Genomic DNA, 20,832 nt, shown 5'->3' with positions numbered 1-20,832 from the left:
TTATGAAAATCATTATATCACCAGCAAAATCATTAGATTTTGAAACGAAATCGCCAACAAGCTTACATACACAACCAAGGTTTTTAGAACATTCAGAGAAATTGAATAAAAAGCTTAAAACATTATCAAGAAAAAAACTTTCAGACTTAATGAGTATTTCTGATGATTTAGCAGATTTGAATTATGAAAGAAATCAAAATTGGACTACTCCTTTCACTTCTGAAAATGCAAAACAAGCTGTGTATAGTTTTACTGGTGAAGTGTATAGAGGATTAGATGCTACTACTATAGATGAGAGTAAAATACCATTATTACAGGATAAGCTAAGAATTTTATCTGGACTATATGGTTTATTACGTCCGTTAGATTTAATTCAGCCTTACCGTTTAGAAATGGGAACTAAGCTGAAAGTAGGTTCTGCAGATAATTTGTATAAATTTTGGGATACTCGTTTAGCGGAATCTTTAAATGATGAAATGACAGATGATGAATTACTTGTGAACTTAGCTAGTAACGAGTATTTTAAAGCATTACCTAAAAAAGCGTTGAAAGTACCAATGATAACTCCTGTTTTTAAAGACTTTAAAAATGGACAATATAAAACCATTATGACGTACGCTAAAAAAGCTAGAGGTTTGATGCTGCGATATATAATTGATAACGATGTAGAAACTATAGAAGATTTAAAAGGGTTTAATACAGATGGCTATAGTTTTTCTGAAGAATTATCTGAAAAGAATAATTTAGTATTTACGAGGTAATAAAAATCCCAAAACTTTGTTTTGGGATTTTTTTATTTTAACAGTCAGCTAGTTTTACAGATACTGCTAAACCACCTTCAGATGTTTCTTTATAGTTTCTGTTCATGTCTTTAGCTGTTTCCCACATAGTATCTATTACTTTATCTAATGGAACTTTAGATTCTTTAGGGTCTGTTTCTATAGCAAGCTCGGCAGCATTTATTGCTTTTATAGCCCCCATAGCATTACGTTCAATACATGGAATTTGAACCAAACCACCAATAGGATCACAAGTTAAGCCTAAATGATGTTCCATTGCTATTTCGGCAGCCACTAAACATTGAGAAGGTGTACCACCTAATAATTCAGTTAATGCAGCTGCGGCCATCGCAGAAGAAACTCCAATTTCTGCCTGACAGCCACCCATTGCTGCTGAAATTGTTGCATTTTTCTTGAAAATACTTCCAATTTCACCGGCTACTAACAAAAACTTTTTAATGTGCTCAAAATTTGCTTCATGATTTTCAATAACCAAATAGTACATTAAAACAGCAGGAATAACTCCTGCACTTCCGTTTGTTGGAGCAGTAACAACCCTACCTAAAGAAGCATTTACTTCATTAACAGACAAGGCAAAGCAACTTACCCATTTTAAAATTTCTCTAAATTTAACTTCGGTATTTCTAATAGCACTAATCCATTCTTGTTGGTTGTTGTAGTTAGCGCCTTTAATTAGTTTTTCATGCGTTGCAAAAGCACGGCGTTTTACATTTAAACCACCCGGTAACGTGCCTTGAGTGTGACAACCAATATACATACACTCTAGCATAGTGTTCCAAATACGTTCAAGTTCTGTATTAATTTCTTCTGCTGGTTTTAGCACTAATTCATTTTCAAAAACAATATCAGAAATGTTTTTTTGATGAATTTCGCAGTACTTTTCTAGTTCAACAGCTCTGTTTATAGGAAACGGAAAGTTCTGTTTAGTTATTTCTATATCAGAATCTTTTTCAATAGTTTCTTGAATAACAAAACCGCCACCAATAGAATAATAGGTTTCTGTAGAGATTTCATTATTGTTTTCATCAAAAGCTCTAAAGGTTAATCCATTTGAATGAAAAGGTAAAAAATCTCTATTAAAACGAACATCTTCAAATGAAAATACGATGTTTTTTTCGAAATTAAATCGGAGTATATGTTGTTGATTGATTTCGTCAATAATACTTTGAATTTCATCAACAGGAATAAACTCAGGATCAGTGCCACTTAAGCCTAATAAAACGGCTAAATCGGTTGCGTGTCCTTTTCCTGTTAAAGATAAAGATCCGTACAGATCTACCTTTACAGTACTCACTTGGTTAAATAGCTGCGAAGCTTTAAGAACTTGAATCCATTCTTGCGCAGCGCGCCACGGACCTAAAGTATGAGAGCTAGATGGTCCTACGCCTATTTTTAGCATATCAAATACGCTAATAAATTGTGCCATATATTACAGTTGTTTGTATCGCAAAAATAAAAAATCCCGTTTTGATATTTTCAAAACGGGATTAATTTTGTTAACGGTGTGTATATTACATTCCGTACACAGATTCTTTATCGAATTTTTTAACTAATAAATAGTATACTACTGCACGGTATTTATTTCTTTCAGATTTTCCAATTCTTTCTACAACTTCAGCAATTGCTTCGTCTAATTCAGGTCCGTCATTTAAACCTAATTTTTTGATTAAGAAATTCTTTTTTACAGTTTCTAATTCCTTTGGATCTGATCCAGATACTGTTTCAGCATCTCTTTTGTAGATAGAAGGTCCTAAACCTTTGGTTACTGCTCTTAATAAATCAGTATTAGAACGCATGTTTTTATCGTCCATAAACTTTTTATACAGCTCTACTTTTTCATCAAATTTGCTCATGATAATTTTTTAAAGGTTATAACTATTTAAATATTTAGCATTTAAACTTCTCAAATATATAAAAATAATTAAGCAAATCAAATAAACTATGTAAGCTTATAAGTTTTTATTAGACCAATAAAACACTAACAAAATTGTTAATTATTTTGTTGAAAACTAAAAGTAGGTTTTGTGCTTCAAAGCCTTTTGTGTAGTAAGTTTATAATGTAATTCAAATAAAATAGCCTATGTCTCTATCAAAATTTGAATCGATGCTGAAAACCAACGATGTTTACTTTTTTGACGCCACAGAGTTTGAAGATATTGTTCACCATTACTTAAACATAGGAAAACTTTCATTAGCTAGAAAAGCGGTAAAGTTAGGTTTAGAACAACACCCAGCCTCAGTAATTTTAAAATTACTGCAGGTGGAAATTTTAGTGTTTGAAGATAACCTAGATGCAGCTGTAAAATTGTTAACTGAAGTTGAAGCTGTAGAACCTCACAATGATGAGGTTTACTTACAAAAAGCTACTATTTTATCTAAAAATAGCAAGCATAAAGAAGCTGTTTCCATTTTAAAAGAATCTTTAGATTATGTGGAAGATCCTGTTGACGTTTGGGCCATGATGGGGATGGAATACATGTATTTAGATGATTATGAAAATGCGCGTTTAAATTTTGCAAAATGTATAGATGTTGACTATGAAGATTATTCATCATTATACAACATCGTATATTGTTTTGAAATGCAAGACAAACAGGAAGATGCTGTACGATTTTTAAATTCTTATGTAGATAAAAATCCTTACAGTGAAGTTGCATGGCATCAGTTAGGAAGGCAATATTTTGAATTAGGTAAGTTTAATGAAGCCTTAAGAGCGTTTGATTACGCTGTTTTAATAGATGATAGCTTTATTGGTGCTTATGTTGAAAAAGCAAAAACGTTAGAACAGCTTGAGAATTTTGAAGAAGCTATAGAGAATTACATGGTTACGTTGGAGTTAGATGACCCTACGGCTTTTGTTTACAGTAGAATAGGAGAATGTTATGAACAGCAGCAAAACTTTGAAGAAGCTATAAAGTTTTACAAAAAAGCAGTTCACGAAGATCCATTGTTAGATAGAGGTTGGGTATTACTTACAGATGCTTATTATTCATTAAAAAATTACCATAAGGCATTATATTATGGTCAAAAAGCTGTAGAGATTGATGATGCTAACCCTGTTTACTGGCGTAAATTAGCTAATATTTATATTCAATTAGAGCTTTATGAAGAGGCTGCCAATGCTTTAATGCATTGTGTTGATTTAGGAGATATTGATATAGATGTTTATGTTGCTTTAGCGGATGTATTGTTGTTTTTAGGTAACTATGATGATGCGTTGTCAATACTTGTAAAAGCAAAAAGCACTTACAAAGAATTTGCAGAAATTGAATATAGACTGTGCAGTGTTTTTATGATGATTGATAAAATTGAATATGGATTATTACATTTAAAAAATGCTTTGGCTATAGATTATGAATATCATCATATCATTAAAGACTTATATCCTGTAATATTTAATAATGAGTTAATACAGCAAACTATTTTAAATTGGAATTCTAATTAATCCCATATAATTTTACAGTTACTAGGTGTTTGAATTTTGATTCTTCCTTGCTCGTAATCATCAAACTGATTATTTTTTATATTTAATAATTGTAACCTTTTAAGTCCGCCAATATTGGTAGATATTTTATAAAAATTATTATTGTGCAATTTTAAAGCTCTTAAATTAGTTAAGTAGTTAAAAGATGCTGGTAAAAAAGCAATAATATTGTGCTGTGCATACAGTTTTTTTAATTGTTTAAGTTCTCCAAAGTCTAAAGGTAGTTCGGTAATTTTATTGTACTGAATGTAAAGTTTTTCAAGGTTTTCCAACTCTATAATCTCATCAGGTAATTCGGTAATTTCATTGTAACTTAGGCTTAAATGTTCTAATGAATTGGCTTTGTATATTTGATTGGGAATGGTTGTTAATTTATTCTTAGAAAGATTAAGATATTTTAGTTTAGGTAAATCAAATAATAAAGGATCAATAGTTGTGATTTTATTGTTTTTTAAATTTAATTTTTCTAAGTTTTTTAATTTATAAATAAGTTCAGGTACTTCAGTTAAGTTTTGCTCAGCTAAGTTTAATTCAACCACATTCTCAGGATGTAACATGGCTTCAGAAATAGAAGTGAAAACGCTATTTTGAGAAAAAGTAAGTATGGGTAAAAACAATAAAATCAGTAACTGTTTCATTTTTTAATCTTTATTTTTTTGGTGTTTTCTAACCTAAATTCATACAAAGCTACTAACTTATTTTGTATGTTCTTTTTCCATACTTTAAGTTTTTCTTTATCGTTTCCAAAGTTTGTATCGTTATTGAGTTTAGTTCTTTCTATTGCTAGTTCTGCCAAAATTTCATCATGTAATTTTTTTACTTCACTAAAACCTCTAGATATTTTTTTCTTATTAAATAATAGACTTTTTCGCAGCTCTCTGGCATAAACTTCAGATAAATCAAATTGAACTTGATGATAGTCTAAATAGTATTGGATGTCATCTGTTTTGGAAACATCTATCCATGAAGCATTTTTAATAAAAATATTCTGAACCCTATGGTTTAAGTTTCTTTTTAAAAAATCAAAACCCTGACTTTCATAATTTATTGTAAACTGACTTTCTAAAATTCTGTTAGAGTTGTTCTCTATTTTTAACTGAAAATCATCAATTTTTAAATGATCAGTTTCGCTCCATATTTTATGATTCGGATTTGTTTCTTGAGCAATTGTGTTAATTGTTATAATTAAAAGACACAGTTGAATTACTTTTTTCATAATCATTAAAGATATAATTATAGTTTTTTCCAGATTTGCTGTAAAAATATCATCGAAATAATGGTTAAAGCGGTAAGTGTTAAAGCTAATGTTGTATTACCATAAATCCAGTTACCTGTAGCAAATAAAAAACTGTAAACACCTATTGTTCCTGCTATAAAAGCAGCTATTTTAACACCTATGTTTTTAAATTTATACTCGCCTTCAAAAATTAGTTGATTAAATTTTTCTAGCGTTTCTTTATCAGTAGGGTGTGTAAGTAGTGTTACAATTATCCAACCTACTGTAGTAATAAAAACACCAATTATTAATTGCCAATAACCTGGTATTTCAAAAATAGGTGTTGCTAGTTTTTTATTGATAAAAAAGAAAACTGCTAAAACAAAAGAAATGGCCATTGCAGCTATTTCACTGTAAGGATTTATTCGATGCCAAAACCAACGTAAAATGAATAAAAGTCCAGTTCCTGCGCCAATTTGTAGTAATAAATCAAAAACATCTTTAGCTGATTGTAAAAAGAATGAAAACAATGCAGCACAAATCATTAATACTATTGTTGTTATGCGTCCAACTATAACTTTTTGTTTTTCTGATGCATTTTTATTTATAAATCTCGCATAAAAGTCATTAACCACATAAGAGCTTCCCCAATTAAGTTGCGTTGAAATGGTACTCATAAATGCTGCAATTAAAGAAGTGAGTACAATACCTAACAAACCTGCAGGTAAATAGGTCATCATGGCAGCATACGCAACATCTTGACCTTGCATTTCTTTAGTTAAATTAGGGAAAGCGGTATTCATGCTGTCTAAGCTTGGAAAAATAATTAAAGAAGCCAATCCGACTAAAATCCAGGGCCAAGGGCGTAAGGCATAATGTGCAAAATTAAAAAATAAGGTAGCCCATGTAGCATTTTTTTCGTCTTTAGCAGCAAGCATTCTTTGGGCAATGTAACCACCGCCTCCAGGTTCTGCACCAGGGTACCAAGTACTCCACCACTGAACAGCAAAAGGAATAATAAATAAAGTGATTAAAGCTTCAGTATTTGAAAAGTCAGGAAGTAAATTAAGTTTGGTATTAACATTAGCATGATTAAGAAGGTTGTTTAGTCCTCCAATTTCAGGTAGGTTAATAATATAAATTGTAGCCCATACAGAGCCAATCATAGCAATTAGAAACTGAACAAAATCGGTTAGTAATACCCCTTTTAATCCACCTAATGAAGAATATATAACAACAATTACAGAAGCATAAATAAGCATTTCAACTTGAGAAATACCTAAAAGTATAGCTGCAATTTTAGCACCAGCTAAACAAACACCAGCCATAGTAATAATGTTAAAAACAACCCCTAAATACAAAGCTCTAAATCCTCTTAAAAAACCAGCAACTTTACCAGAATACCGAAGTTCGTAAAATTCTAAGTCTGTTGTAATGCCAGATTTTCTCCAAAGTTTAGCATAAAAAAATACAGTTAACATTCCTGTTAATAGCATAGCCCACCATACCCAGTTTCCTGAAACTCCATTGTTTCTTACCAATTCTGTAACTAAACCAGGAGTATCAGCAGCAAAAGTTGTAGCTACCATAGATACACCAAGAAGCCACCAAGGCATATTTCTTCCAGATAAAAAGAATTCATTACTGTTTTTTCCAGCAGATTTAGCGGCCCAAATCCCTATGAATAAAGAAATTAAAAAGAAGCTAATAATAATAAAGTAATCAATAGTAGAAAGTGTCATGTGTACGATTTATAACTAAAATGTAAATAAATAAAATAAAAGTTAATTCTTTATTAAATCGAAAACGATTTCGCATTTTTTTTAATATTAATGATAAATATTGAGTAAATTTGATATTCGATTTTTATGGGAAATAAGATAAAAAAAATAGCAGTAATGACCTCAGGAGGCGATTCTCCAGGAATGAATTCCGCAATTAGATCTGTAGTAAGAACTTGTGCTTATTACCGAACTGAATGTGTTGGGATTTACAGAGGTTATCAAGGAATGATAGAAGGCGATTTTATAACCATGACCGCCAGAAGTGTAAATAATATCATTCACAAGGGAGGAACTATTCTTAAGTCAGCTCGATCAAAAGAATTTATGACTCCAGAAGGTAGAAAAAAAGCATATGAGCATTTAAAAGAGCATAAAATTGATGGCTTAGTAGTAATTGGAGGAGATGGTTCTTTTACAGGAGGCGTTGTTTTTAATAATGAATATAATTTTCCAGTAATAGGTATTCCAGGAACTATTGATAATGATATTTATGGTACGTCTCATACTTTAGGCTATGATACAGCTTTAAATACAGCTATGGAGGCTATTGATAAAATTAGAGACACAGCTTCTTCTCATAACCGATTATTTTTTGTAGAAGTTATGGGGCGCGATGCAGGTTTTATTGCTTTAAATGCAGGTGTTGGTGCTGGTGCTGAAGAAATATTAATACCAGAGGAAGATTTAGGTTTAGAAAGAATGTTAGAGTCTTTAAAAAAGAGTAAGCGTTCAGGAAAATCTTCAAGTATAGTTGTAGTAGCAGAGGGTGATAAATCAGGAAAAAACGTGTATCAGTTAGCGGAGTATGTTGAAGAAAATATGCCAGAATATGATGTGCGTGTATCTGTTTTAGGGCATATGCAACGTGGTGGATCTCCAACTTGTTTTGATAGAGTTTTAGCAAGTAGAATGGGAGTGAAGGCAGTAGAGCTTTTAATAGATGGTAAAAGTAATTTAATGGTTGGGTTACAAAATGATAAAATAACTACTACCGATTTAGATAATGCAATTAAAGGTCAGTGTGATATAGATATGGAACTATTAAGAGTTTCAGATATCATGACCACATAGAAATAATTAAACAAACAATTAATTACAAATGATTAAAATAGGAATTAACGGTTTTGGTAGAATTGGACGTTTAGCGTTTCGTTCTGCTATGCAAAGAGATAATGTACAAGTTGTAGCAATTAATGATTTATTAGACGTAGAATATTTAGCATATTTATTAAAGTATGATTCTGTTCACGGGCGTTTTAATGGTACTGTTGAGGTACAAGACGGTCATTTGGTTGTTAATGGTCAAAAAATTCGTGTAACTGCTGATAGAAATCCTGAGAATTTAAAGTGGGATGAAGCTGGTGCAGATTACGTAATTGAATCAACAGGTTTTTTCTTAACTAAAGAAAAAGCTAGTTTGCATATTAAAGGAGGAGCTAAAAAGGTAATAATTTCTGCACCATCTAAAGATGCTAATATGTATGTAATGGGTGTAAACCATAAATCACTTTCTGCTGATGAAACAATAATATCTAATGCATCTTGTACTACTAACTGTTTAGCGCCATTAGCTAAAGTAATTCATGAAAAATTTGGTTTAGTAGAAGGATTAATGACAACTATTCATTCAGCAACTTCTGGGCAAGACGCTGTAGATGGACCAAGTTCTAAATGGAGAAGAGGTAGATCTGTGTTAACAAATATGATACCAACAACTACTGGAGCTGCAGTTGCTGTAACAAAAGTAATTCCTGAATTAGATGGAAAATTAACAGGTATGGCAGTACGTGTTCCAACTGCAGATGTGTCTATTGTTGATTTAACTTTTAGAACTGAGAAAAATACAAGCTTAAAAGAAATTTTAGCTACATTAAAAGAAGCTTCAGAAGGAGAACTTAATGGAGTTTTAGGATATACTGAAGATGAGGTAGTTTCACAAGATTTTGTTTCTGAAACAAGAACTTCTGTTGTTGATGCTGGAGCGAGTTTAGAGTTGAATGAAAACTTCTTTAAAGTAATTTCATGGTACGATAATGAATTTGGATATGCTACAAAAATTGTAGATTTGCTGGAATACGCAGCATCATTATAAAAAAAATGAATCCCGCGTAAAGCGGGATTTTTTATTATACAATATATGGAAATAGCAGTTATAGCTCATGACGGAAAAAAAGCTGAAATGGTACAGTTTTTAAATGAACACAAAGAAATATTACGTCAAAAAAATATCACTTTAATAGCAACTGGTACCACAGGAAGTCAGGCAGAAAAAGCAGGTTTTGAGGTATGTAAATACTTATCTGGGCCTATTGGTGGTGATGCGCAAATAGCATCTAGAGTAGCCGAAGGATTGTGTAATATGGTTCTGTTTTTTAGAGATCCATTAGCAAAGCATCCGCATGAACCAGATATTTTTATGTTAATGCGTTTATGTGATGTACATAACGTGCCATTGGCAACGAATCCTGCTACAGCAGAATTATTAATTAAAGCAGTTTAAAAAATAGATTGCTCGGTAAGTGTTGTAAAATCTTCTAAAAAACGCATGCCTTTATATGAATTTCCTTTTTCATTTAGTTTAGGACTCCATGTAACGATGCTGTATTTACCAGGATGAATTGCCATAATACCACCACCAACTCCACTTTTACCAGGGATTCCTACCCGAAAAGAAAATTCACCAGATTCATCATAAAATCCGCAGGTTTGCATTATTGCATTTACTCTTTTAGTTTGACTTTTTGTGAGTATTTCTAAGTTAGAATGTAAAGTTTTACCTTGGTTTGCTAAAAATAAAAATAGTTGCGATAGTTCTTCACAGCTGGCTTCTAAAGAACATAGCTTAAAGTAAAAATCTAAAACAACTTCAGGTTCGTTATCAATATTACCTAATGACTTTATAAAATTACATAAGGCAACATTTCTATACCCCGTAAGCTTTTCTGATGCAGCAATTTTTAAAGAAAATTCAACTTTATGATCAGATAAATTAGCAATAAAAGCAAGTAAATCTTCTTCTGGATTTTCAAGATTGCTAATAAGCATATCGCATATTACCAAGGCACCAGCATTAATAAATGGGTTTCTTGGTATACCGTTATCGGCTTCTAATTGAAGTAATGAGTTAAATTTTGTTCCAGAGGGTTCAACGTCAACTCTTTTCCAAATAGTTTCTCCTAAAATTTTATAAGCTAGACACAAAGAGATGACTTTAGAAACACTTTGTATAGAGAATTTCTCTTGATAATCACCTAAACCAAAGTTAAAGTTTTGTGTTGTAGAAATATGAACTCCAAATTTATTAGGATTTATTTTGCTTAATTCAGGAATATACGAAGCTACTTCACCTTGGGGAGCAACAGCCTCTATTTTAGTATATACCTTTTGAATTAAGTGGTTGTAATTCATTTACGTGATTATTTAACAGCAATCATGCTTATTTCTACATTAACAAATTTTGGTAGGTTAGCAACTTCTACGGTTTCTCTTGCTGGTGCAGTAGCTTCATCAAAATAAGTGGCATATACTTCGTTAATTTTAGAAAAGTTATGCATATCAGAAATGAAAATTGATGTCTTTATAACGTTTTCAAATGTCATTTCAGCGGCTTCTAAAACGGCTTTCATGTTTTCCATTACTTGTTTTGTTTCAGCTGATATATCACCTAAAACTAATTCACCAGTTTGTGGATGTAATGCAATTTGACCTGAAGTATATAATGTGTTTCCTGATAATACAGCTTGATTATATGGCCCAATTGGAGCTGGTGCTTTACTTGTAGTTATGATTTTTTTCATGTTGGTTGTTTTAAAATAAAACTCTATCTGGTGGTTTGTTTTTCTCCCATTTTAAGTCACTTAACATTGAAGATTTTACCCCAATAAAAAAGTTATATGAAGTTCTGGTTCCAAAAGGAATCCAGTTAAAATTAAATCGCCAGCTATCTAAATCTCTCGAAAAATTTAAACGAGTGTATGAAAAAGCACCGTCTAAAATATCATAACCAGAGGCAAAACCTACTTTCCATTTAGGAGTAAGTTCTACATCACCTGTAAAACCTAATGTATGTGATTGAATACCTACGTTATTATATCCGTTATTGGAATAGTTAGCAGAATATACAAAACTTATATTCCAAGGAATATCTGCGTTATATAGTTTAGCAACCTTATCTTTATCATCATCATTACCAGAACCAGGTTGATTAGGGAAACCATTTGTTGGGTTTATTTCTCTGTTATAAACATCAGGAGGATTATTTTGTGCTCCATTACCACTTTGTTTATCGTCTTTTTTGTCATCTTTTTTAAAGTCTCTACTAGAAAAACTATAATTAGCAGTTAAACTAGCTTGTTCAATTCTAAAAAGATGTGGGTTGAATTTATCAATAGTTACTCCTTCATTAGTTACTTGATATGGATCTAAACTAGCAGATAAGTTAACCGCCATTTTGTCTTTGAAGAGACGTGTTCCTGCAGAAACACTTACATTACTCCATCGTAAACTATCAGCAGCAATGTTATAACTGGTACTAAAGTTTAAGTTATTTAAAAGAGTGATTTTTTTATCTTCTTCATCGCTATCAGGATCATTATTTGCTACTTTAGCTTCTAAAACATTATTTACACTAATTCCAATAGCATTTGATAAACCACTACCAGGAGTGCCATAAATTCCTCCTTCAAAGGGTGAATATGTAGTTAGTCCACTAGCATTTGTTGGTGTGTTTAAAATAGTGGTAATTAAATTAGGATCTGTAATAGGTTGGCCGTTTTCATCAACCAAATCAGGTGAATAAGTTGTAAATCCTCCAGGATTGGCGTTGTTTACATACGTTTGGTTGTGCTTGGCAGCAAAATCAGGTCGGTAACTCCAAGAAATAGAAGGGCGAATAGTGTGTCTGATGGCTTTTAATTTTCCTTTGAATCTGAAATTACCATAAATGTTTGTAGACATTGATACACCAACATTATATTCATTAAATCTTGTAAAACCGTTAATGGTATCATTAACAACGCTTGCTTCTTCAGCATCATATCGTTTGTTTATTTTACTAAAGTACCAAACATCTTTATAGTTTAGGTTAGGTGAAAGAGTAAAGTATTTTAAAGCTTTAATATTAGTATTGGCACTTATATTGTGTTGTATACCTGTTTTAGCTTCTCTAAACATTTTTTCAGTAAAAAACTCTTCATCTGTAGTGTTAACACGATATTCACCACGTAAACTGTAATTCACACCAATTTTTTGCAATGCATTTTTTTTAACTCCTTTGTTAGCAAAAGGATAAATTCTATCCATGTTAACTTGAAGCGATGGTAATGTCATATTAATAGCTTCAGTGTTGGAGTTTTGACTATGAGTCATAGTCACGTTCATGTTAAACGGAGTCCCAACGAATTTTCTGTAATAACTAATGGATGAATTAAAAGTGTTAGTTAAAAATTGCGATTGATCAATTTCATTGAAAGATTCTCTGTAAAAACGACTACTACCTAGATTAACAGAGGCTGATAATCTTGAATTAGGACTTGATTTACTGTCTTGACTATGAGACCATCTAATATTGTAATTACTGGTTTTAGAATAATCAGAAAAACCACGAATACTATTTATTAAGTTTTGGTATCTAAAACTTAAGCCACCAGAATATTTATAACGCACATAGTAATTTGTATCAAAATTTAAACCCCAGCTTCCGTTAGAATATGCATCACCAGTAACCTCTAAATCAAAATAATCATTAATAGCAAAATAATATCCTCCGTTTTGTAAAAAGAAACCTTGTTGATTGTTCTCTCCCCATGAAGGTATGATAAATCCAGAAGTTCTTTTATCTGAAAGAGGGAAATACGCAAAAGGTAAATAAACCGGGGTAGGAACATCAGCTAGTACTAAATTACTACCTCCTACAATAATTTTTTTACCAGGAACTAATTTAGCCTTGCTTGTAGCAATGTAATAGTCTGGAATTTTCTTTTGAGACGTTGTAAACCTTAATTTACGCATGTAAATAGTAGAGTCATTTACACGTTTTGTTTTTTCGCCATAGGTAATCATTTCTCCTTGAACGGTTTTTACTCCATATACCAAGGCTTTTTCAGTTTTGTAATTAAATAAGATAGAATCTTGCTCAGATTCTTGATTACCTTGTTTAAAAACAGGTCGTTGAATATATCCGGTGCTATCTTTAATACCAGTGGCGTAAACGGTACTGTTTTTATAATCAACAATAATTTTTCCAGCTTTTAAATCAATGTCTTGATAAGTTACATGCGCATTGTTGTATAGTGTAAGCGTTTTATTCTTTGCGTTTTGAATGGTGTAATCTTCAGCATCATGAGTAATAATGCCTTCTATGGCTTCTTTAGGTTTTTTAATAGAGTCGTTTTGAACGGTGTCTATTTTCTTGTTAAGTAAGCTATCTTTCTTAATTGTAGGAATACTGTCAAGAGAAAGTTCAGATTTGTTAGGTTTAGTATTCAGTGCTTTTACTGTAGTTTTTTTGCCAAGCTCTTGTGGAATACCTGTTTGAAAACAAAAAAGATATATAAATAAAACTATGTAAGATAGATTTGCTTTCAATTCTATAAATACTATTTTTGTGTTAAGTAAAAGTATGGCTCAATATTTGGAGAACCAAATTATAAGTGCCAAAATTAGTTAATTTTTATTGATGCAATTCTTAAAATTGAACAAATATATAAATCCGAGTATAATAGTAACTTTTTTCTTTTTAATTTCTTTTATAGTAACACCTTCACAGTTAGTTGCTCAAAAGAAATATAAAGTAGTTTTAGACGCTGGTCATGGAGGGAAAGATCCAGGGAATTTAGGAAGCGGCTATCAAGAGAAAAAAATTGCGTTAAAAGTAGCTTTATTAGTAGGTAAAGAACTACAGAAGAAAAACGACATAGAGGTAATTTACACCCGTAAAAAGGATGTTTTTGTTGAGTTACATAATCGAGCTAAAGTAGCAAATACGAATAAGGCAGATTTATTTGTTTCTATACATTGTGATGCTTTTCATAAAACAGATCCTCATGGAGCAGGTACCTACGTGCTTGGTTTACGAGGAAATAAAGGAAATTTAGAAATTGCAAAACGAGAAAATGCGGCTATTTTATATGAGGATGATTATAAACAAAACTATGATTATGATCCTAACTCTCCTGAATCTTTAATTGGTTTGTCTGTTTTACAAGAAGAAAATTTAGATGAGAGTTTAGCTATTGCAGGTTTAATTCAAAATAACTTTGTAAAAGCAAAAAGATATAACAGAAATGTTAAGCAAGATAACTTTTTAGTTTTACGAGAAACGGTAATGCCAAGTGTTTTAATAGAGCTTGGATTTTTAACCAATAAGGCAGAAGGAAGGTTTTTAAATTCAGCAGCCGGCCAGCAAAAAATGGCTAAAGCAATAGCGCAAGCAATAGAAAGATATATTAACCAGCTAAAACTTAATACGGTTAAAGATATTGTTGAAGATGAAGTTGTGGTTAAAGAAACGGTAAAGTCAACAACAGGAACTTCTGTTTCAGAAACCAAAAAAATAGTAGAAAAAATACCTCCAAAAAGGGAGACGCCAAAAAAAGTTGTAACTACGCCAAGTAAAACTCAAAAAGAGGTTCAGAAAACAATTTCAGCATCAGAAAAAGGAATTTTATACAGAGTTCAAATAGCAGCATCTAAAAAATATTTGTCATTAAGACCTTATAATTTTAAAGGTTTAGAAAACGTAGAAATGCTAGAAATAGATGGCTATTTTAAATATTATCATGGTAAAACTTCTGATTATGAGTCTTTAAAAGAGGTTTTAAAAGAGGTTAAAAAGCGTGGGCATTCCGGAGCATTTATTGTGGCATTCGAAAACGGAGTAGTTATTCCATTATACAAAGCTTTAAAAAAGCGCTAATTTAGATAAAATCTAATCTAATCTACCGAAAATTATTAGTACTTTCGTGTTTGGTAAATTTTGATTATGTCAAAGGAACTAAAAACAGGTATTATTTCGGTAATCATTATAGCGCTTGGTATATGGGGCTATAATTTCTTAAAAGGGCAAGATTTGTTTAGTCCAAATTCACGTCACTTTTACGTAGAATATAAATCTATTAATGGATTAAACAGTGCAAGTATTGTTACCATTAATGGTTTACAAGTAGGTAAGGTGGAGGAAATCTCTTTCAATGAAAGTCCAGAAAAAAAAGGTACTTTGTTAGTGAAACTTAATTTAGAAAACGATTTCAAGTTTTCTAAAAATAGTGTTGCTAAGATTTACTCAGCTGGTTTAATGGGTGGGCAAAATCTTGCAATCATTCCTAATTATGAAGGTGAACTTGCACAATCTGGAGACTATTTACAAGGAGAAATAGAATCAGACTTATTTTCATCTGTAGGTGAAAAATTAAATCCAATTCAAGCAAAAGTAGAAAACGTACTTGTTCATTTAGATTCTTTAATTGTAGGTATGAATCAAACCTTAAATAAAGAAACTAGAGAAAGTATTACAAGAAGTATTCAAGGTTTTGAAGGTACATTGGCTAACGTAAACAAAACAGTTACATCACTTAATAAAATGTTGGAGGATAACAAAGTTAAGATTGATGTTACTTTGGATAATACTAAGAAAATCACTGAAGACTTCTCAAAAGTATCTGCAGATTTAGCAGACGTAAACTTAGGCCAAACTGTTAAAAAGTTAGAAACAACTTTAGAAAATGTAAATGGAGTTTTAGCTCAAGTAAATAGTGGAGAAGGAACTTTAGGAAAGTTAGTTAAAGATGAAAAGATGTATACAAACTTAACTAATGCATCTAAAGAGTTAGAAGAGCTTTTAAGAGAAATGAAGCTAAATCCAAAACGTTTTGTGCATTTTTCATTATTTGGGAAAAAGCCAAAACCATACAACGAAGAGAAAAATCAACAAAACACAAGTAATCAATAATTCAAAATGGAAAAATATTTATCTAACATTTTTTTCGCACTCATTTTAATAGCAGGTATCGGATATTTTGTAATGAATGTTCGAAAGCTTATTCGTAATATCAAATTAGGTAAAGACGTTGATAGAATGGATAATAAGCCTGAAAGATGGAAAAACATGGCTAAAATAGCTTTAGGTCAATATAAAATGGTACGTCGTCCGCTATCTGGTATCTTACATATAGTAGTATATATTGGATTTGTATTAATTAATATTGAGTTATTAGAAATAGTTATTGACGGTCTTTTTGGAACACACAGGGTTTTTCAGCCTATTATAGGTAACGGTTTATACGGATTTTTAGTAGGAACTTTTGAAGTGTTAGCATTATTAGTTTTAGCTGCCGTAGTTGTATTTTGGTTACGTAGAAATATTCATAGAGTTCAACGCTTTTGGAACAAAGAAATGGAAGGGTGGCCAAAAAATGATGGTAATATTATACTGTATTTTGAAATAGTATTAATGTCGTTATTTTTAGTTATGAATGCTACGGATGTTCCTTTTCAGCAAGCAGGAGCAGGAAATGTAATTTCTCAATTCATAGCACCATGGTTTAATGGTTATTCACCAGAAGCTTTACATACAATAGAAAAAACAGCATGGTGGCTTCATATTGTAGGTATCTTAGTGTTCTTAAATTACTTATACTATTCTAAACACTTACACATTTTATTAGCTTTCCCAAACACTTTTTTTGCTAATTTAAAGCCTAAAGGACAGTTTACTAATGTTGAAGCGGTAACTAATGAAGTGAAAATGATGATGGATCCAAATGCAGATCCGTATGCAATGCCTGAAGAAGGAGCTGAAGAAGAAGTACCAGCAAAGTTTGGAGCTTCTGATGTAACTGATTTAAACTGGGTTCAGTTAATGAATGCATATACATGTACAGAATGTGGTCGTTGTACATCATCTTGTCCAGCAAATTTAACAGGGAAAAAGTTATCTCCTCGTAAAATTATGATGGATACTCGTGATCGTTTAGAAGAAGTTGGAAAGAATATTGATGCTAATGGAGGAGAGTTTAAACCAGATGGCAAACAACTATTAGATGATTACATTACAAGAGAAGAGCTTTGGGCATGTACAAGTTGTAATGCTTGTGTACAAGAATGTCCTGTAAATATTGATCCATTGTCGATTATTATGGAAATGCGTAGATATCTTGTAATGGAAGAATCAGCTGCTCCTCAAGAATTAAATATGATGATGACTAATATTGAAAACAACGGAGCACCTTGGCAATATAGTCAAATGGATAGATTAAACTGGAAAGACGAATAACAGTTCTTTCTAACAATAAAATACACGGTTTACAACCAGAAAAAACAATTATTAATTTATAATTATGACTAAAGAAGAACAATGTTTTGTAATTCTTAATGCATAGTTTCCAAATTTTACAATAATTATGAACGTACCAACAATGGCAGAAATGATGGCTCAAGGTAAACAACCAGAAGTTTTATTTTGGGTAGGTGCTGCAGGTAGTTATGATGATAGAGCCAAAAAAATCACCAAAGCGTTTGTGAAAATATTACAACAAGCAAACGTAGAATTTGCTGTTTTAGGAACAGAAGAAAGTTCAACAGGTGACGCTGCAAAAAGAGCAGGAAATGAGTTTTTATTTCAAATGCAAGCAATGACGAACATTGAAATTTTAAATGCATATGAAGTTAAAACCATCGTAACTTGTGATCCTCATTCATTTAATACGTTAAAAAATGAATATCCTAGTTTAGGAGGAAAATATGAAGTTTATCATCATACACAATATATCAGTAAGTTAATTGCTGACGGTAGATTAAATATTGAAGATGAAAACTTAAATGGTAAAAGATTAACTTTTCACGATCCATGTTATTTAGGTAGAGCTAATGATGTTTATGAAACGCCTCGTGATTTAATTAGACGTTTAGGAGTTAAAATGACTGAAATGAAGCGTCATAAATCTACTGCTTTATGTTGTGGAGCTGGTGGTGCTCAAATGTTTAAAGAGCCAGAACCAGGAAGTATGGATATTAATATCTTACGAACTAAAGATGCTTTAGAAACGAATCCTCAAATTATCGCAACCGGGTGCCCGTACTGTAATACAATGATGACTGATGGAGTAAAGTATCATTTAAAAGAAGATCAAATTGTAGTAAAAGATATTGCAGAGTTAATTGCAGAGGCAAACAATTTATAAATTAACATAGGCTATGAAAAAGAATATACTTTTATTATGCTTTTTTGTTTGTACTAGTTTGGTACTTCATGCACAAGAAACAACTTTAGAAAAAGTAGGTAAAGAAACATGTGAGTATTTTACTAAAAACTCAAAAGAGCTATCTAAGTTATCTCCAGATGAAAAAACAGCAAAATTAGGTTTACAGATGCTTTTTTTATACAATAAGTATGAAAAAGAATTAAATGCAGAAGGAATTCAAGTTGATTTTGGTGATGAACGATCAGCTGAAAAGCTAGGTGAAAAAATAGGAATGGAGATGGCTAAGTATTGTCCAAATGTGTTAATTACATTATTTGGAGATATGGCTGATGAAGAAGAAGATGTTGAATTTATGATTGAAGGTACTATTAAAAGTATTGAAGTTGATGAGTTAAGTACATTGGTAGTAAAAGACTCTCAAGGAAAAACTCAAAAATTTGTTTGGTTAGATAACTTTGAAGGTTCTGATGACCTTATTGAGAAGTATAATAAGGTTAAAGGAACAGAGGTTCAGGTTTATTATAAGAATTTAGAAGTTTTTTCACCTAAATTAAAAGAATACATAGTTAGAAAGAAAATTTCTAAACTAGTTATTACAGACTAATATATTTTATGTTAAAAAATTATATAAAAGCGGCAAGGTTAAGAACTCTGCCGCTTTCTGTTTCAGGTATTATAACAGGGAGTTTAATTGCAGCTTCCCAGCAAAGTTTTAATTATGTAATTTTTATTTTGGCAATTTTAACAACTGTAGGTTTTCAAGTGTTGTCTAATTTTGCTAACGATTATGGCGATGGAGTAAAAGGAACAGATTCTAATAGAGAAGGAGAAGAACGAATGGTAGCTTCTGGAGCCATTTCTCCAAAACAAATGAAAAAAGCAATTAAAGCAACCATAATATTTACCTTATTAGTTGCTGTTTTGTTAATTTATAAGGCTTTTGGTAAGGATAATTTTCTGTATTCTTTATTGTTTTTAGTATTAGGATTATCATCTATAGTAGCTGCAATTAAATACACAGTTGGTAAATCAGCTTATGGTTACAGTGGTTTTGGAGATGTTTTTGTTTTTGCTTTTTTTGGTTTATTAGCTGTTGTAGGTTCTTATTTTTTATACACCCAACAATTAAATTTCACAATTTTTCTACCTGCATTTTCGATAGGCTTACTAAGCACGACTGTTTTAAATCTTAATAATATGAGAGATAGAGCAAATGATGCTAAAGTTGGTAAGAACACTTTAATAGTTAAAATAGGAAGTGAGTTTGCTAAATATTATCATTATTATTTAATAGCAGCTTCGTTTTTGTTTGCTACATTGTTTGTGGTTATTCATTACAGTAAACCAATTCAGTTTTTATATGTAATAGCATATATTCCTCTTGTAAAACATGTAATTTTTGTTTCTAAAAATAGTAAAGAGGCACTTTTGGATGGAGAGCTTAAAAAAGTTGCATTAAGTACCTTTTTGTTTTCAATTTTATTAGGTTTAGGTCAAATTTTGTAACTTAGAGAGCCAATTTAAACCTATGAAAATTATAACTCATATTCTTTTTTCTTTCATTGTTTTGCTAGGCTGTTCAGGTAACTCTAATTCTTTTGAAGATGGTAGTATCACTATTCCTGAGCCCTCAAACATAGCTTACGATATAACTGAGGATGTGAAAACAAAATCGGTTTCAGGTGATTTTCAAGAATCAAAATCCATAGAAAGAAAATTAATAAAAACTGGTAATATATCTTTTGAAACATCAGACATATCCAATACAAGAAATCGAATTGAAGAGGCTTTAAAAAAGGTTAAAGGCTATATTTCTGAAGATAATCAGTATAAAAACGGTAATAATGTTAATTATACTATTACGGTTCGAGTTCCTGCTGATAGCTTCGATACTTTTTTAAATGATATTTCTAAAGATGTAGACAAATTTGATCATAAAAATATATCAGTAAATGATGTTACAGAACAATTTCTAGATGTTGAAGCGAGGTTAAAAGTTAAAACAGCATTAGAATTACGTTACAATAATTTACTTTCTAAAGCTAACTCAGTAAAAGATATTTTAGAAATAGAAAGAGAACTCGCAAAAGTAAGGTCGGAAATAGAATCTATACAAGGAAGACTTAACTATCTTCAAAATCAAGTAGGCTATTCTACCTTACAAATTTCATACTATAAAATAACCTACGGATCTAGCAGTAGTTCAAGCTTTGGTACCCGTTTAATAAATGCTTTTATTAACGGAGTAGACAATGTAAAATGGTTTTTATTAAGTTTAGTGAGTATTTGGCCATTTTTATTGCTAGGTTTTATTACGCTAATTATTTTAAAAAAACGCAAACAACTTTAA

20 protein-coding genes are annotated in these 20,832 nt (G+C 31.2%); 12 read left to right on the top strand and 8 right to left on the bottom strand.

The features are described from left to right. Nucleotides 1-2: 2 nt before the first annotated feature. Entirely contained in the window at nucleotides 3-761 is a 759-nt protein-coding gene (gene yaaA / locus ACFQ1U_RS07590) for a peroxide stress protein YaaA (RefSeq protein ID WP_386106959.1), read from the top strand. Between the two features lie 37 nt (nucleotides 762-798). Here the strand turns inward: yaaA and ACFQ1U_RS07585 are convergent, their stop codons facing one another. After that, nucleotides 799-2,226 (bottom strand): L-serine ammonia-lyase, encoded by a 1,428-nt coding sequence (locus tag ACFQ1U_RS07585; protein WP_386106957.1) that lies wholly within the window; start codon nucleotides 2,224-2,226, stop codon nucleotides 799-801. An 85-nt stretch (nucleotides 2,227-2,311) separates the two neighbouring features. Then, a complete protein-coding gene (locus ACFQ1U_RS07580; RefSeq protein ID WP_386106955.1) occupies nucleotides 2,312-2,653 on the bottom strand; it encodes a DUF2853 family protein in 342 nt (113 codons plus the stop codon). Nucleotides 2,654-2,904: 251 nt separating this feature from the next. Between ACFQ1U_RS07580 and ACFQ1U_RS07575 the strand changes: the two genes are divergently transcribed. Further along, nucleotides 2,905-4,245 carry a tetratricopeptide repeat protein gene (locus ACFQ1U_RS07575; protein WP_386106953.1) on the top strand — a complete coding sequence of 447 codons (1,341 nt, stop codon included), beginning with the start codon at nucleotides 2,905-2,907 and terminating at the stop codon, nucleotides 4,243-4,245. Here the strand turns inward: ACFQ1U_RS07575 and ACFQ1U_RS07570 are convergent. From ACFQ1U_RS07570 to ACFQ1U_RS07560, 3 genes are read right to left on the bottom strand one after another with little or no spacing between them, the layout of a single operon-like run. After that, on the bottom strand, nucleotides 4,242-4,922 hold the full coding sequence (locus ACFQ1U_RS07570) for a leucine-rich repeat domain-containing protein (RefSeq protein WP_386106951.1): 681 nt from the start codon (nucleotides 4,920-4,922) through the stop codon (nucleotides 4,242-4,244). The genes ACFQ1U_RS07575 and ACFQ1U_RS07570 overlap by 4 nt on opposite strands. Beyond that, entirely contained in the window at nucleotides 4,919-5,500 is a 582-nt protein-coding gene (locus ACFQ1U_RS07565) for a hypothetical protein (RefSeq protein WP_386106949.1), read from the bottom strand. Before ACFQ1U_RS07565 ends, ACFQ1U_RS07570 begins: the two co-directional genes overlap by 4 nt. 17 nt (nucleotides 5,501-5,517) lie before the next feature. Next, nucleotides 5,518-7,242 carry a sodium:solute symporter family protein gene (locus ACFQ1U_RS07560; protein WP_386106947.1) on the bottom strand — a complete coding sequence of 575 codons (1,725 nt, stop codon included), beginning with the start codon at nucleotides 7,240-7,242 and terminating at the stop codon, nucleotides 5,518-5,520. Between the two features lie 126 nt (nucleotides 7,243-7,368). Here ACFQ1U_RS07560 and pfkA point away from each other — a divergent pair, with 126 nt between their 5' ends. Genes pfkA through ACFQ1U_RS07545 form a run of 3 tightly spaced genes read left to right on the top strand, consistent with a single transcriptional unit; the run spans nucleotide 7,369 to nucleotide 9,784 of the window. Then, nucleotides 7,369-8,355 carry a 6-phosphofructokinase gene (pfkA, locus tag ACFQ1U_RS07555; RefSeq protein WP_386106945.1) on the top strand — a complete coding sequence of 329 codons (987 nt, stop codon included), beginning with the start codon at nucleotides 7,369-7,371 and terminating at the stop codon, nucleotides 8,353-8,355. A gap of 28 nt (nucleotides 8,356-8,383) precedes the next feature. Next, nucleotides 8,384-9,376: a type I glyceraldehyde-3-phosphate dehydrogenase gene (gap, locus tag ACFQ1U_RS07550; protein ID WP_386106943.1), complete on the top strand. Its 993-nt coding sequence runs from the start codon at nucleotides 8,384-8,386 to the stop codon at nucleotides 9,374-9,376. A 45-nt stretch (nucleotides 9,377-9,421) separates the two neighbouring features. After that, nucleotides 9,422-9,784 (top strand): methylglyoxal synthase, encoded by a 363-nt coding sequence (locus tag ACFQ1U_RS07545; protein ID WP_386106941.1) that lies wholly within the window; start codon nucleotides 9,422-9,424, stop codon nucleotides 9,782-9,784. On the opposite strand, the gene ACFQ1U_RS07540 is transcribed toward ACFQ1U_RS07545, so the two are convergent. Genes ACFQ1U_RS07540 through ACFQ1U_RS07530 form a run of 3 tightly spaced genes read right to left on the bottom strand, consistent with a single transcriptional unit; the run spans nucleotide 9,781 to nucleotide 13,869 of the window. Then, nucleotides 9,781-10,692, bottom strand: coding sequence for a glutaminase (locus ACFQ1U_RS07540; RefSeq protein ID WP_386106939.1), 912 nt, complete (start codon nucleotides 10,690-10,692; stop codon nucleotides 9,781-9,783). The two genes, ACFQ1U_RS07545 and ACFQ1U_RS07540, sit on opposite strands and share 4 nt — an antisense overlap. Nucleotides 10,693-10,700: 8 nt before the next feature. Beyond that, nucleotides 10,701-11,081 carry a RidA family protein gene (locus tag ACFQ1U_RS07535; RefSeq protein ID WP_386106937.1) on the bottom strand — a complete coding sequence of 127 codons (381 nt, stop codon included), beginning with the start codon at nucleotides 11,079-11,081 and terminating at the stop codon, nucleotides 10,701-10,703. 10 nt (nucleotides 11,082-11,091) lie between these two features. Then, the gene (locus tag ACFQ1U_RS07530; RefSeq protein WP_386106935.1) at nucleotides 11,092-13,869 is read right to left on the bottom strand and encodes a putative LPS assembly protein LptD; all 2,778 of its coding nucleotides are present in this window, start codon (nucleotides 13,867-13,869) and stop codon (nucleotides 11,092-11,094) included. A gap of 106 nt (nucleotides 13,870-13,975) precedes the next feature. Between ACFQ1U_RS07530 and ACFQ1U_RS07525 the strand changes: the two genes are divergently transcribed. From ACFQ1U_RS07525 to ACFQ1U_RS07495, 7 genes are all read left to right on the top strand, one after another. After that, a complete protein-coding gene (locus ACFQ1U_RS07525; protein WP_386106933.1) occupies nucleotides 13,976-15,199 on the top strand; it encodes an N-acetylmuramoyl-L-alanine amidase family protein in 1,224 nt (407 codons plus the stop codon). A 66-nt stretch (nucleotides 15,200-15,265) separates the two neighbouring features. Continuing rightward, nucleotides 15,266-16,231 carry an MlaD family protein gene (locus tag ACFQ1U_RS07520; protein ID WP_386106932.1) on the top strand — a complete coding sequence of 322 codons (966 nt, stop codon included), beginning with the start codon at nucleotides 15,266-15,268 and terminating at the stop codon, nucleotides 16,229-16,231. A gap of 6 nt (nucleotides 16,232-16,237) precedes the next feature. Then, nucleotides 16,238-17,554 (top strand): 4Fe-4S dicluster domain-containing protein, encoded by a 1,317-nt coding sequence (locus ACFQ1U_RS07515; RefSeq protein ID WP_386106930.1) that lies wholly within the window; start codon nucleotides 16,238-16,240, stop codon nucleotides 17,552-17,554. Nucleotides 17,555-17,681: 127 nt separating this feature from the next. After that, nucleotides 17,682-18,461 carry a (Fe-S)-binding protein gene (locus ACFQ1U_RS07510; RefSeq protein ID WP_386106928.1) on the top strand — a complete coding sequence of 260 codons (780 nt, stop codon included), beginning with the start codon at nucleotides 17,682-17,684 and terminating at the stop codon, nucleotides 18,459-18,461. Nucleotides 18,462-18,474: 13 nt separating this feature from the next. Beyond that, nucleotides 18,475-19,086: a hypothetical protein gene (locus ACFQ1U_RS07505; RefSeq protein ID WP_386106926.1), complete on the top strand. Its 612-nt coding sequence runs from the start codon at nucleotides 18,475-18,477 to the stop codon at nucleotides 19,084-19,086. 8 nt (nucleotides 19,087-19,094) lie between these two features. Continuing rightward, complete coding sequence (gene menA, locus ACFQ1U_RS07500; RefSeq protein WP_386106924.1) at nucleotides 19,095-19,988, top strand: 1,4-dihydroxy-2-naphthoate octaprenyltransferase; 894 nt, start codon at nucleotides 19,095-19,097, stop codon at nucleotides 19,986-19,988. Between the two features lie 22 nt (nucleotides 19,989-20,010). Next, nucleotides 20,011-20,832 carry a DUF4349 domain-containing protein gene (locus tag ACFQ1U_RS07495; RefSeq protein WP_386106922.1) on the top strand — a complete coding sequence of 274 codons (822 nt, stop codon included), beginning with the start codon at nucleotides 20,011-20,013 and terminating at the stop codon, nucleotides 20,830-20,832.

It is taken from the genome of Tenacibaculum geojense (assembly GCF_042676005.1).
GTDB classification, from domain to species: Bacteria; Bacteroidota; Bacteroidia; order Flavobacteriales; family Flavobacteriaceae; genus Polaribacter; species Polaribacter geojense.
This window is presented reverse-complemented; position numbering and strand designations above follow the sequence as displayed.

Bases quoted from the DNA above. Each gene is read 5' to 3' on its own strand.
- yaaA (WP_386106959.1), top strand. From the start codon at position 3: ATGAAAATCATTATATCACCAGCAAAATCATTAGATTTTGAAACGAAA.
- ACFQ1U_RS07585 (WP_386106957.1), bottom strand. From the start codon at position 2,226: ATGGCACAATTTATTAGCGTATTTGATATGCTAAAAATAGGCGTAGGA.
- ACFQ1U_RS07580 (WP_386106955.1), bottom strand. From the start codon at position 2,653: ATGAGCAAATTTGATGAAAAAGTAGAGCTGTATAAAAAGTTTATGGAC.
- ACFQ1U_RS07575 (WP_386106953.1), top strand. From the start codon at position 2,905: ATGCTGAAAACCAACGATGTTTACTTTTTTGACGCCACAGAGTTTGAA.
- ACFQ1U_RS07570 (WP_386106951.1), bottom strand. From the start codon at position 4,922: ATGAAACAGTTACTGATTTTATTGTTTTTACCCATACTTACTTTTTCT.
- ACFQ1U_RS07565 (WP_386106949.1), bottom strand. From the start codon at position 5,500: ATGAAAAAAGTAATTCAACTGTGTCTTTTAATTATAACAATTAACACA.
- ACFQ1U_RS07560 (WP_386106947.1), bottom strand. From the start codon at position 7,242: ATGACACTTTCTACTATTGATTACTTTATTATTATTAGCTTCTTTTTA.
- pfkA (WP_386106945.1), top strand. From the start codon at position 7,369: ATGGGAAATAAGATAAAAAAAATAGCAGTAATGACCTCAGGAGGCGAT.
- gap (WP_386106943.1), top strand. From the start codon at position 8,384: ATGATTAAAATAGGAATTAACGGTTTTGGTAGAATTGGACGTTTAGCG.
- ACFQ1U_RS07545 (WP_386106941.1), top strand. From the start codon at position 9,422: ATGGAAATAGCAGTTATAGCTCATGACGGAAAAAAAGCTGAAATGGTA.
- ACFQ1U_RS07540 (WP_386106939.1), bottom strand. From the start codon at position 10,692: ATGAATTACAACCACTTAATTCAAAAGGTATATACTAAAATAGAGGCT.
- ACFQ1U_RS07535 (WP_386106937.1), bottom strand. From the start codon at position 11,081: ATGAAAAAAATCATAACTACAAGTAAAGCACCAGCTCCAATTGGGCCA.
- ACFQ1U_RS07520 (WP_386106932.1), top strand. From the start codon at position 15,266: ATGTCAAAGGAACTAAAAACAGGTATTATTTCGGTAATCATTATAGCG.
- ACFQ1U_RS07515 (WP_386106930.1), top strand. From the start codon at position 16,238: ATGGAAAAATATTTATCTAACATTTTTTTCGCACTCATTTTAATAGCA.
- ACFQ1U_RS07510 (WP_386106928.1), top strand. From the start codon at position 17,682: ATGAACGTACCAACAATGGCAGAAATGATGGCTCAAGGTAAACAACCA.
- ACFQ1U_RS07505 (WP_386106926.1), top strand. From the start codon at position 18,475: ATGAAAAAGAATATACTTTTATTATGCTTTTTTGTTTGTACTAGTTTG.
- menA (WP_386106924.1), top strand. From the start codon at position 19,095: ATGTTAAAAAATTATATAAAAGCGGCAAGGTTAAGAACTCTGCCGCTT.
- ACFQ1U_RS07495 (WP_386106922.1), top strand. From the start codon at position 20,011: ATGAAAATTATAACTCATATTCTTTTTTCTTTCATTGTTTTGCTAGGC.